Source organism: Pseudomonas sp. R1-6, from assembly GCF_051132115.1.
GTDB lineage: Bacteria > Pseudomonadota > Gammaproteobacteria > Pseudomonadales > Pseudomonadaceae > Aquipseudomonas.
Window position 1 is genome coordinate 488268 of sequence record NZ_CP071662.1, and the last position, 12393, is coordinate 500660.

Genomic DNA, 12393 nt, shown 5'->3' on the forward strand with positions numbered 1-12393 from the left:
TCAACGCAGCTGACTCACCGCCAACGCGAGCAAGCTCGCTCCCACAAAGACTCGTCCCACAGGCATTTGATCTGACTGATTGAGCTCAGTTGCAGGTGCCCTCAAAGAGGTTTGCGCAAATGCTAACCGTTTACCATTTGTAATTCACGCTGGCGACGACGTTGCGTTGGTCGCCGTAGTAGCAATAGAAACCATCGCAGGTGGACAGGTAGTCCTTGTTGAAGATGTTTTTCGCGTCCACTGCCACCGTGACGCCCTTGAGCGTCTTGTTCAAACGGCCCAGGTCGTAGTGGGCCGAGGCGTCGTACACCGTGTAGGAGCCGACGTGACCCCAATCGGTGTTGGTGGTGTTGCCATAGGTGTCGCCGACATAACGCACGCCAGCCCCCACGCCGAACCCGTCCAGAGGGCCGTTATGCCAGGTGTAGTCGGCCCATGCGGTGGCCTGGTTACGCGGTACCTGGGCCATGCGCTTGCCTTCTTCGGCCGCGGCGCCCTTGGTGATTTCGCTGTCGTTGTAGGTGTAGGAACCGACCAGTTTCAGGTTGTCGGTGACGTCGCCGGACGCTTCCAGTTCCAGGCCACGCACGCGGACCTCGCCCACTTGCCGGGTGATGTTGTTCTCCGTGACGGAGTTGTTTTGCTGAGTCAGGTCGAACACCGCGGCGGTCAACAGGGTTTTGGTACCCGGTGGCTGATATTTGATGCCGACTTCGTACTGCTCGCCTTCAGTTGGTTTGAACGAGTCAGTGCTGTTGACGGCTGAGCCCGCCACGGCCTGGAACGACTGGGCGAAGGAAACGTACGGTGTCACGCCGTTATCGAACACATAGCTCAATGCGGCGTTGCCGCTGAATTTCTTGTCGCGCTGGGTGTTGGTCGCGTCGTTCTGGTTGTGGAAAACGGTGCCGGTGTGAATCCAGTCCTCACGGCCGCCAAGGGTCAGGCGCCAGTTGTCCAGAGCGATCTGGTCTTGGATGTACAGGCCAGTCTGGTGGGTTTTTTGGTTGTAGTGGTACATGTCGAAATACTGGACGTTGGAGAAGTCCTGTCCGTAAGTCGGGTTGTTGACGTTGCTGGTGGGCACACCACCAGAACCCCAGCGCCAGCGAGCGTTGCTATTGGAGCGCTGGTGGTCCAGGCCCAGCAGCAGCGTGTGGCTCAAGGCTGCGGTCTGGAAATCGGCCTGGAAATTGTTATCCACGGCGTATTGGCTGATGTCTTCATCAACAATACTGGCGCTGCGCCTGACGGTGCCATCGGCGCTCACGGATTCGTCCGGGCCATCTGGGAAAAAAGCCCCACCGGCGGAGATGCCCTGAAATTCCAGATCGCTCTTGGTATAGCGCAGATTCTGGCGGAACTGCCAGGTGTCGTTCAGGCGATGCTCGAAGTTGTAGCCCAGCGCATAGTAGGTGCGATCGTAGAACTCCCAGTCCGGATCACCCAGGTTCTTGTGATGGGAAATCTTGCCCGCCGGCGAGGCCAGTTTTGTGCCTTGCAGCGGCAGGAATTGCCCAGTGATACCGGTGTCATCGCGGGTGTATTGCGACAGGAAGGTCAGGCGAGTGTCGTCGTTGATATTCCACGTCAGGCTTGGAGCAATGTTGTAGCGTTTGTCCGGGATGTGGTCGACCTGGGAGTTGCTGTCGCGCACCGTGCCGCTGAGTCGGTACAGGAACTGGCCTTCGTCATCGACTTTGCCAGTGCTGTCGAAGTTGATCTGCTTGTGCTCGTAGCTGCCGGCCTGCAATTGGACTTCATTGCTGCTTTCAGCCTGTGGGCGGCGGCTGACCATGTCGAGCATGCCGCCGGGGGGCGTCTGGCCGTAGACCGAGGAAGCAGGGCCGCGAAGCACTGCGATGCGCTCAAGGTTCCAGGGTTCGATTTTCGTCGTGATGTAGTTGCCCTTGGGCAGCGGCAGGCCATCGAGGAATTGCGTTGGCACGAAACCGCGCACCAATAGCCAATCGTTACGCGAGTCCGAACCGTAGCCGCTACTCTGCACGCCGGCGGTGTAGCGCAGCGCGTCATTGAGGTTGAGGACGGAGCGGTCTTCCATCTGCTGGCGCGTGACCACCGAGACCGAGCGTGGCAGCTCGACTATCGGGGTATCGGTCTTGGTGCCGGCGGCGGTGCGGGTCACAGCGTAGCCCTCGCTAGGCCCCCACGCCGTTTCGCTGATTCCCGCGCCGATCACGCTGGTTTCCGGCAGCACCATGACGCCTTCGGGCACGGCCACCAGGCTGTAAGTGCCGGCGCTGCTTTGTTCCAGTTGCAGGCCGGTACCGCGCAAGGCCTCGCGCAAGGCGCCGGTGGCGTCGAATTGGCCCTGGACCGGGGCCGAGGTCTTGCCCGACGCCAATGACGGGTTCAGGCTCAAGGCGAGACCGGCCTGGCTGGCGATCTGATTCAGGGTGCTGGCCAATGGCGCCGCGGGCAGATTGTAGGCACGAACGCCAGATGCCTGTTCGGCGGCGAGCAACGGGCCGCAGGCCAACGGGGTGCTCAAGGCAATGGCAACGGCCAATAGACTGGGGCGCAACAGGGTCTCAAACGGACGGGACATACGGCGGCTCCTGAATGGAAATATTTCTCAATTGCCTGTGTGCCGGATGAAAGTCGAAAAGTGATAGGGCTGGATGAAAATAATTTAGATTCAGATTGCGGCCGGTGGCTTTGGGGTGGGGCGAATGGCCTCATCGCGAGCAAGCTCGCTCCCACATGGGACTGAAGTGCAAACCCCTGTGGGAGCGAGCTTGCTCGCGATGAGGCCATCACTGGCAACAATACGCTTCAGCGCTTGGCTTCAGCCCTAGGCCCCACCACCACCCACCAACGCGTGCGATGCTCGATTTGCACCGGCAAGGTCGGCAGCAGGGCGGTCAGGGCCAGGTCGGTGTCGTGCAGCGGAAAGCTGCCGGTGATGCGCAAGTCCGCCACCTGGGGCTCGACGCCGAAATATCCACGCCGGTAACGCCCCAGCTCCCGGATCAAATCTTCAAGGCGCGCGTTGTCCACCACCAGCATTCCGCGGGTCCAGGCATCGGCCCCCGCGTTCAAGGCCACGGCCGGCCCGAGGCCATCCCGGTGCATCAGCACTTGCTGGCCTTCGCGCAGGATCTGTTCTCCTTCGCTGCGCTGCGGGTGCGCCGCCACCGCCGATTTCAAGACACTCAAGCGTGTGCCCTGGTCTTCGAGCTTGACCAGAAAACGCGTGCCCAAGGCGCGCATGCTGCCTTCGCGAGTCTCGACGATGAACGGCCGCGGATCGTTGTGGCCGGTCTCCACGAGAATCTCGCCTTCCTGCAAAACGATAAGCCGCTGCTTGTCGTCGAAACGTACATCCAGCGCACTGTGGGTATTGAGGTTGACCACCGTGCCGTCCGCCAGGCGCAACGTGCGCTGTTCGCCCGTGGCGGTGCGCTGGTCGGCCAGCCAATAATCCAGCGGCAGGTAACGGTCGCCGGCGAACAGCGCCAGGCCGATGACCGCGACGACACTGGCCAGGCCACTGCCAACCTTGCGCACCCGTCGCCGGATGCTGGCCTTCGATTGCAGCAACGCGGCCCGGGCAGGTCCGCTGGCGATGCTGAAGCGTTGGTCAAGCATGCCGAGCTGTTGCCAGGCGCGGGCGTGCTCTTCATCGGCGGCGTGCCATTGAGCGAATGCTTCCCGCTCCTGGGGACTGCCGCAGCCAGAATCCAGGGACAGCTGCCAGGCAATGGCCGCATCGAGAACGCGCGCCGAGACCGGTTTGCCAAGGGCTGCGGTCATGTCGGCTCACCATAAAGCGCGATGTAGCATTGCCGCATGCCTTGGGCCAGGTATTGCCGTACCCGCGGGACCGAAACGCCAAGGCGCTCGGCGATCTCTGCGTGGCCGAGGCCGTCGAGGCGGTTGTAGAGGAATGCCGCCCGGGCCTTGCTGGATAATTTTCCAAGCAGGCGATCGATATTCTTCAGGTCTTCGAGAATCAGTTGTTGCTCTTCCACCGACGGCTGCTCGCCTTTCGGGACCAGCATCAGTTCGGTCAGATAGGCCTGTTCGAGCGCGGCCCTACGGAAGTAGTCGAACAACAGCCCCTTGGCGATCGCCAGCAGGAACGCGCGCGGCTCGCGGGGCGCCTTCAACTCCTCGCGACCCAGCAAGCGCACAAAGGTGTCCTGGCTCAGGTCCTCGGCCCGTTGCGCACAGGCCACGTTGCGTCGCAGCCACGCCAATAGCCAAGCGCGATGGTCGCGGTATAACGCACCAACCAGATCACTATGAGGACTGGGGACTGACGACACAGAGCATCACCGACGTTTTAAGTAACGAGAATTGTTCGCGATTGTGGCAGAGGCGGGGGAGGGAAAGCAATTGGCGCTGGTCGGAGCTCATAACTCAATACTTTTGTGGGAGCGAGCCTGCTCGCGATAGCGGTGGGGCAGTGGCATTGAGGTTCACTGACACTGCGCCATCGCGAGCAAGCTTGCTCCCACAAAAGCTCCCGAGCGCTCGGGTCTTGGATTAAAGCGAAGGCGCCTGCTGCCGCCGTTTCCATTGTCCCAGGCGTTGCTGCAGGTCGAGCGGGCTGTGGATATCCTTCTGGCGGGCGCGGCTGAACAGGATCAGCGCCAGCTCCGCGGTGGCCAGGGCGTCGGCGCTGGCGTTGTGGCGATCGAAGACTTGCAACTTGAACCAGTCGATCCAGTCGTCCAGGCCTCCTTGGCGGATATGAGCCTGTGGGCAAAGCATCGGGGCCAGGTCCGCCACGTCGATGAAGGGATGCTGCAAGCGATAGCCCAGGTATTCCTTCAACGCTCGTCCGAGCATGTGGCTGTCGAAAGGCGCATGAAACGCCAGCAGTGGGCTGTCGCCGACGAACTCCATGAACGCCAGCAGCGCGTCGGCCGGGTCGCTGCCGGCGGCGATGGCGCTTGGCGCCAACCCGTGTATCAACACGCTTGGCCCGAGTTTTTGCTTGTCGCATTGCAAGGTCCGCTCGAACTGCTGGCTGAAGTCGATGGCGCCGTCTTCTATCACCACCGCACCGATGGACAACACTTGGTCTTTGTTCAGGTTCAGGCCGGTGGTTTCCAGATCGACCACGACCCAACGCTGTTCCCGCAGGCTGCATTCAATCAGTTGTGCTGCCGCGGGCAGGGCTTCCAGGCGCTGTTGCAAATCCTGCGACAACGTCGGCTGGACCGGGCGCAGCCAGGAAAACAGGCTCACAGCTGATACCTCAACGTCAGGCTGCTTTGCAGACGTTGGGCCTGGCGCAGGGATTCGCGCAGGATCCGCCGGTCCAGGTGGTTGAGGCTGTCTGGATCGACGCGGTTGGAGTAGGGCAGGTTCTCCCGGGTCTGCAACTGGTGTTGTTGCATCCGGGTCTGCTGGATGAAGTGATAGGCCTCTTCATAAGCGGCGCCATCAAGCGGCTCGATGACTTCCTTGACCACCAGTTGCCGCAAGCGCTCCAGGGTATTGTTGGCTTCGATGCCATTGGCCAGGGCCAGCAGCCGCGCGCCGTCAACGAAAGGCGTCAGCCCTTGTACCTTTAAGTCGAGGGTGGCTTTTTCGCCGTTCTTGCGGGTCAGCACAAAGTCCCTGAAGCGTCCAACAGGCGGCCGATGGCGAAGAGCGTTTTCGGCCATCATGCGCTGGAACAATCGGTTGTCGGCCACTTGATCGAGAATCTGCTGGCGCAGTTGCTCGCAGCTTTGTTCATCTCCCCAGACCACTCGCAGGTCGAAATAGATGCTTGAGCCCAGCAGGTTCTCCGGCGTCGCTTCGCGGATGAAGGCCGCGAAGCGACGCGCCCATTCCGCGCGGGACAGGCACAGCTCGGGGTTGCCCGCCATGATGTTGCCTTTGCACAGGGTAAAACCGCACAGCGCCAGGCTCTGGTTGACCTGTTGGGCGATGGGCAACAGCAGGCCACGGATCTGCGCGGCGTGGGCGGCGTCCCGGGCTTCGAACAGGATGCCGTTGTCCTGGTCGGTATGAAGGGTCTGCTCGCGGCGGCCTTCGCTGCCGAAACACAACCAACTGAAGGGCACGCCTGGGTCGCCTTTATCGGCCAGGGTCAGTTCGATGACCCGGCACACGGTGTGGTCGTTGAGCAAGGTGATGATATGGGTAATCTGGGTCGATGACGCGCCGTGGGCCAGCATGCGCTCCACCAGTTGGCCAATCTCTCCGCGCAGGGTGACCAGGTTTTCCACACGAGGGGCATTCCGAATCGTGCGCGCCAGATGCACCAGGTCGACGCGTTGCAAGGAAAACAGATCCCGTTCCGACACCACGCCACACAGGCGATGCTCCTTGACCAGGCAGACATGGGCAATATGACGCTCGGTCATGGCAATCGCGGCATCGAAGGCGCTGTGCTCCGGTGACAGGAAAAACGGCGCCTGAGTCATGTGCATCGCAATCGACTCGGAAAAATCCCCGGTACCGTCGGCCACGACCTGACGCAGGTCGCGCAGGGTGAAAATGCCTACCGGCGCTTTTTGTTCGTTCACCACGACGATGCTGCCGACTTGTTGCTCATGCATGAGTTTGACGGCTTCGCGCAACGGTGTTTCAGGTGAACAACTGACCGGATGACGCATCGCCAGCTCGCCCAGGCGGGTGTTCAGCGAATATTGCGTGCCCAGCGTCTGGGCAGATTTTTGCTGCACTTGCTGGTTGACCAGGTCGAGCAGGCTGCTGACGCCGCGCAAGGCAAAGTCGCGAAACGGGCCGGACAAGGCAAACAGCTTGATGAACGCCAACTTGTTCAGTTGCAGACAGAACGTATCTTCACCGGCCCGATGCTCGGTGCGGGTAGCGCGCTCACCCAACAGGGCGGCGAGGGGGAAGCATTCGCCCGTGGTGATTTCAAAAGTGGTCTCGGTGCCGCCCTTCGCCGAATGGGGACGCTCGCCCACCACCCGGCCCTGCTTGACGATATAGAAGTGTTCCACCGGGCCGTCGGCCGGCTTGATGATCGTTTCGCCCGGCGCGTAGAAGCGCAGCAGGCTTTGCTCCACCAGATAGGCCAGGTGGGCGTTTTCCATCTGGTTGAACGGGGGGAAGCGCTGGAGAAATTGCAATGTCCCCTGAATGTTCTGCAACACGGCGGTTTTCCCTGCCTGGATGAAGGCGTCCGCTTTTTTCATAACCATTGCGCAATCTTTTTCGAATTGTTGTGGTCGGATCTGTTCGCCATGGTCGGCCTCTGGACGTGGAGTGCCCATTGGACGTAAGTCTAGGTCGCCACGATAGAGCCGGAACTACGGAAATATCCCACGCCTCGCCTCGGAAAATTCTTCAGGGAAGACTCTTGGAAAAAAATCCGACGAAGTGCACATTGAAGCGCCGCAGAACGATGTCTGACCACTGTGCCAAGGGATCGATTCAAGGAACGTAGAGAGCACCATGTCCGACCACGATATTTTGAGTGACGCCGAGCGCGAGGCGCTGAGTGCCGTCATGCTGGAACCCGACCTGCCGCCGCAGCGTGTGTTGATCGTCGACGACGACAAGGACGCCCGCGAGCTGTTGTCGGAAATCCTGGCATTGGACGGCATCCATTGCATGACCGCCGCGAGTGGCGAAACCGCACTCAAGATGCTGGAGACCAAGCCGTCCATCGGCCTTCTGATCACGGACCTTCGCATGGGCAATGTCGATGGCCTTGAACTGGTGCGCCTGGTGCGCGAGTCGGAGCGTGCGGCGCTGCCGATCATCATTGTGTCCGGCGACGCCGACGTGAAGGATGCCATCGAGGCGATGCACTTGAGCGTGGTGGATTTCCTGCTCAAGCCGATCGATACCGACAAGCTGCTGGGGCTGGTCAAGCATGAGTTGGGGATGGATCTCTAGACCGCTGTACTGGCTGGTTTTTTGTGGCGAGGGCGCTTGCTCCCGCTCGACTGCGCAGCAGTCGCAAGTCCGCAGATAAGGTTTCAAAATAGCTGTAAAGAAGGGCTGCTGCGCACCCCAGCGGGAGCAAGCGCCCTCGGCACAAAAGCAGTTAGGGATCGCAAATGAAAAAGCCCTGGTCTTTCGGCCAGGGCTTTTTCATTGCTATCTACCGCTCAATCACAGCCCATTGGCGGCCTTGAACTCGCGTCGGCGACGGTGCAGCACCGGCTCGGTGTAGCCGTTTGGTTGCCGGGTGCCTTCGATCACCAGCTCGACCGCCGCCTGGAAGGCGATGTTGCTGTCGAAGTCCGGCGCCAGCGGGCGGTACAGCGGGTCGCTGGCGTTCTGGCGGTCCACGACCGGTGCCATGCGCTTGAGGCTTTCCATCACCTGCTCTTGCGTGACGATGCCGTGGCGCAACCAGTTGGCGATGTGCTGGCTGGAAATGCGCAGCGTCGCGCGGTCTTCCATCAGGCCGATGTCATTGATGTCCGGCACCTTGGAGCAGCCGACACCCTGGTCGATCCAGCGCACCACGTAGCCAAGGATGCCCTGGGCGTTGTTGTCCAGTTCGTGTTTGATCTGCTCTGCCGTCCAGTTCGGGTTGACGGCCAGCGGGATGGTCAGGATGTCGTCCACCGAGGCGCGCGCACGCTTGGCCAGTTCGGCCTGGCGGGCGAACACGTCGACCTTGTGGTAGTGCAGCGCATGCAGCGCGGCGGCGGTCGGCGACGGAACCCAGGCGGTGTTGGCGCCGGCCATCGGGTGAGCGATCTTTTGTTCGAGCATCGCTGCCATCAGGTCCGGCATCGCCCACATGCCCTTGCCGATTTGCGCGCGGCCTTGCAAGCCGGTGCTCAAGCCGATGTCGACGTTCCAGTTTTCATAGGCGCCGATCCACTTCTCGGCCTTCATGTCGGCCTTGCGCACCATCGGGCCGGCTTCCATGGAGGTGTGGATTTCGTCGCCGGTGCGGTCCAGGAAGCCGGTGTTGATGAACACCACGCGCTCGCTGGCAGCCTTGATGCAGGCCTTGAGGTTGACCGTGGTACGGCGCTCCTCGTCCATGATGCCGACCTTGAGCGTGTTGCGCGGCAGGTTCAACACGTCTTCGACGCGGCCGAACAGTTCGTTGGTGAACGCCACTTCTTCCGGGCCGTGCATCTTCGGCTTGACGATGTACACCGAACCGGTGCGGCTGTTGCGGCGCGAGGTGTTGCCGTTGAGGCTGTGGATCGCCGCCAGGCTGGTGACCAGCCCGTCGAGGATGCCTTCCGGCACTTCGTTGCCGTCCTTGTCCAGGATCGCGTCGATGGTCATCAGGTGACCGACGTTGCGCACGAACAGCAGCGAGCGACCGTGCAGCGTCAAGCCCGAACCGTCGACGGCGGTGTAGGCGCGGTCGGGGTTCATGGTGCGGGTGAAGGTCTGGCCGCCCTTGGCGACTTGCTCGGACAGGTCGCCTTTCATCAAGCCGAGCCAGTTGCGGTAGATCACCACTTTGTCATCGGCATCGACCGCGGCAACCGAGTCTTCGCAGTCCATGATGGTGGTCAGCGCGGCTTCCATCAGGATGTCTTTGACACCGGCGGCGTCGGTTTGGCCGATGGGGGTGCTGGCGTCGATCTGTATCTCGAAGTGCAGGCCGTTGTGTTTCAGCAGAACCGCGCTCGGCGCCGACATATCGCCTTGGAAACCGATCAGTTGGGCGTCGTCGCGCAGGCCGCTGTTGGCGCCGCCCTTGAGGGCCACCACCAGCTTGCCGTCGACGATCTTGTAGGCAGTGGAATCAACATGGGAGCCGGCCGCCAGGGGGGCCGCTTCGTCGAGAAATGCGCGGGCGAAGGCGATGACCTTGTCACCGCGCACCTTGTTGTAGCCTTTGCCTTTTTCCGCGCCATCGGCTTCGCTGATGGCGTCGGTGCCGTACAACGCGTCGTACAACGAACCCCAGCGGGCGTTCGAGGCGTTGAGGGCGAAGCGGGCGTTCATCACCGGCACTACCAGTTGCGGGCCGGCCATGCGGGCGATTTCGTCATCGACGTTTTGAGTCGTGGCCTGGAAATCCGCCGCTTCTGGCAGCAGGTATCCAATGTCTTGCAGGAAGGCTTTGTAAGCCACGGCGTCGTGGGCCTGGCCGGCACGGGCCTGGTGCCAGGCGTCGATCCGTGCCTGGAAGTCGTCGCGTTTGGCGAGTAGGGCTTTGTTCTTCGGAGCCAGGTCATGGATGACCTTGTCGGCCCCGGCCCAGAATGCGTCGGCGGTGAGGCCGGTTCCGGGAATGGCTTCGTTATTAACGAAGTCGAACAGGACTTTGGCGACCTGCAGGCCACCGACTTGAACGTGTTCAGTCATTGCTTGCCTCACTCTGCTCAGCTATTTCGCTTTTCAGCTCTTCGATTTTGACAATGAAGCCTCGGGACATTTAAACCACAAACCCCTGAACCAGTACATGCCATCGCTGGCGGCTGGGTTGTTAAGCCTTGCTGGACGGGGCTTTCAGGGGTGCGACTGGCCTTAAGCAGACATCGGTACAACAGGATTGCCGCGATTATGTAGTGCTCGCTGGGGAATACTACATGATCATTTGCGCTTGTGAAAATTAGACTAATTGCGTCGTTCTGCGACCGACTAAAGCAGTACAGTCATTGCGCGGCATGGGATGTTCTCAAAAAACAGATGGATTGTTCCAGATAAATCTCGATAACTGTACACATTAACGAAAAATGCCCCGACCGCGCCGTGGGCGGGCCTTGCCTATACTGTCTTCTCCATCCATAACAGGGCTGCGCCATGGACCATCTCGTCATTACTGTTTTCGCCCCGGACAAACCAGGGCAGGTCGAGCGAATCGCCCAATGCATCGCCGAACATGGCGGAAACTGGCTGGACAGCCGCATGTCCCACCTCGCCGGGCAGTTTGCCGGAATCCTGCGTCTCAGTGCCCCGGCCGAGTCCCATGAAGAATTGATCGAAGCCTTGCAAGGCCTGTCGGCCCATGGCATTCGCGTGCTGATCGCCGAGAACGCAATCGAAGAATCCTGCACCTGGAAACCTATCGCGATGGAATTGGTGGGCAATGACCGTCCGGGTATCGTGCGCGACATCACTCGTCTGCTGAGCGAGCAGGGCGTGAACGTCGAGCGCTTGATCACCCAGGTGCGACCGGCACCGATGAGCAGCGAGTTGCTGTTCCATGCCGAGGCGATCCTTGGGGTGCCGTTGACCTTGTCGCTGGACACGCTGCAGGCATGCCTGGAAACCCTGGCCGATGAATTGATGGTTGAGTTGAAATTCAGCGACGAAACCTGACAGGTGTTATCCAAGGAAAAACTGCGCCTGCCTGTGGATAACCTGTAGAGACCTGGCGCCAGCCCAGGCCCGTCGGGCCTCAGCCAGCGATGATCAAAAAATCACCAGTTTTCAAGGGGTTGTGCACAAACGGCGGGGATCACGTTGTGGATAACCTTTGGAAGGATAAGCGCAGGCCACGCAAAACGTGGCCTGTAGAGGTGTGTGCGTTTTTTGATCAGCTGCGACGGCGCATGCCGATCACGGCATCGATGCTGTACACAGCCAAACCGGCCCAGATGAACAGGAATGCCATCAGCGTGCTGGAGGACAGGTGCTTGTCGAACAGCAGCACTGCGAGCAGCAGCACGAGGGTTGGGGCGATGTATTGCAGGAAACCCAGCGTGGTATAGGGCAGGTGTCGCGCCGCCGCGTTGAAGCACACCAATGGCACGAGCGTCACGGGGCCGGCCGCCACCAGCCACCACGCTTCGGACGTGGTCCAGAACGCGGCCTGGGCACTGGTGGCAGTCGGGTTGAACAGCAGCCACGCGATGGCAATCGGCACCAGCATCCATGTTTCCACCACCAGCCCGGGCAAAGCCTTCACTGGTGCTTGCTTACGGATCAAGCCGTAGAAGCCAAAAGTCAGCGCCAGCACCAGCGATACCCACGGCAGGCTGCCCACCTGCCAGACCTGCTGGGCCACGCCAACCGCCGCCAGCCCTACGGCCACCCACTGCATGCGCCGCAGCCGCTCACCCAGGATCAACATGCCCAGCAACACGTTGACCAGCGGATTGATGTAGTAGCCAAGGCTGGCTTCAAGCATCCGACCATTATTCACAGCCCAGACATAGGTCAGCCAATTGGCCGCGATGAGCGTGCCGCTCAGGGCCAGAATAGCCAGCCGACGCGGATTGTCCCGCAACTCGCGCCACCAGCCAGGGTGTTTCCAGACCATCAGCAACGCCCCGCCGAACAAGGCCGACCAGAGTACTCGGTGGATGATGATTTCCACCGATGGGACGCTGGCGATGGCTTTGAAATAAATCGGGAACAGACCCCAGATGATGTAGGCGCTCAGGCCCAGGATGTACCCGCGACGCGGGTTGGCGGCTTGCATGCAGAATCCTTGCTTAGGCAGCTAACAAAAAATTGATTGTAAGGAGATTTGTCTGGTTGTGCAGCGAACCTTTCATT

9 protein-coding genes are annotated in these 12393 nt (G+C 60.8%); 2 read left to right on the forward strand and 7 right to left on the reverse strand.

Features of this window, described 5'->3' with window-relative positions; all coding sequences use genetic code 11:
• Nucleotides 1–130 precede the first annotated feature (130 nt).
• From J3P81_RS02225 to J3P81_RS02245, 5 genes are all read right to left on the reverse strand, one after another.
• Nucleotides 131–2569 carry a TonB-dependent siderophore receptor gene (locus tag J3P81_RS02225; RefSeq protein WP_434561941.1) on the reverse strand — a complete coding sequence of 813 codons (2439 nt, stop codon included), beginning with the start codon at nt 2567–2569 and terminating at the stop codon, nt 131–133.
• Between the two features lie 227 nt (nt 2570–2796).
• The gene (locus J3P81_RS02230; protein WP_434561943.1) at nt 2797–3777 is read right to left on the reverse strand and encodes a FecR domain-containing protein; all 981 of its coding nucleotides are present in this window, start codon (nt 3775–3777) and stop codon (nt 2797–2799) included.
• Complete coding sequence (locus J3P81_RS02235) at nt 3774–4292, reverse strand: RNA polymerase sigma factor (RefSeq protein ID WP_420764918.1); 519 nt, start codon at nt 4290–4292, stop codon at nt 3774–3776. The genes J3P81_RS02230 and J3P81_RS02235 overlap by 4 nt, the downstream gene beginning before the upstream one ends.
• 220 nt (nt 4293–4512) lie before the next feature.
• Nucleotides 4513–5220: a 3'-5' exonuclease gene (locus J3P81_RS02240; protein WP_434561945.1), complete on the reverse strand. Its 708-nt coding sequence runs from the start codon at nt 5218–5220 to the stop codon at nt 4513–4515.
• Nucleotides 5217–7151 (reverse strand): putative nucleotidyltransferase substrate binding domain-containing protein, encoded by a 1935-nt coding sequence (locus J3P81_RS02245; RefSeq protein ID WP_434564072.1) that lies wholly within the window; start codon nt 7149–7151, stop codon nt 5217–5219. Before J3P81_RS02245 ends, J3P81_RS02240 begins: the two co-directional genes overlap by 4 nt.
• 259 nt (nt 7152–7410) lie before the next feature.
• On the opposite strand from J3P81_RS02245, the gene J3P81_RS02250 reads away from it, so the two are divergent.
• Nucleotides 7411–7857 carry a response regulator gene (locus J3P81_RS02250; RefSeq protein WP_060740319.1) on the forward strand — a complete coding sequence of 149 codons (447 nt, stop codon included), beginning with the start codon at nt 7411–7413 and terminating at the stop codon, nt 7855–7857.
• 219 nt (nt 7858–8076) lie between these two features.
• Here the strand turns inward: J3P81_RS02250 and J3P81_RS02255 are convergent, their stop codons facing one another.
• Nucleotides 8077–10254, reverse strand: coding sequence for a malate synthase G (locus tag J3P81_RS02255; protein ID WP_434561947.1), 2178 nt, complete (start codon nt 10252–10254; stop codon nt 8077–8079).
• A gap of 438 nt (nt 10255–10692) precedes the next feature.
• Between J3P81_RS02255 and J3P81_RS02260 the strand changes: the two genes are divergently transcribed.
• Nucleotides 10693–11211 carry a glycine cleavage system protein R gene (locus J3P81_RS02260; protein WP_420764915.1) on the forward strand — a complete coding sequence of 173 codons (519 nt, stop codon included), beginning with the start codon at nt 10693–10695 and terminating at the stop codon, nt 11209–11211.
• Nucleotides 11212–11428: 217 nt separating this feature from the next.
• Here J3P81_RS02260 and rarD read toward each other — a convergent pair whose 3' ends face one another.
• Entirely contained in the window at nt 11429–12316 is an 888-nt protein-coding gene (gene rarD, locus J3P81_RS02265) for an EamA family transporter RarD (protein ID WP_434561949.1), read from the reverse strand.
• Nucleotides 12317–12393 lie beyond the last annotated feature (77 nt).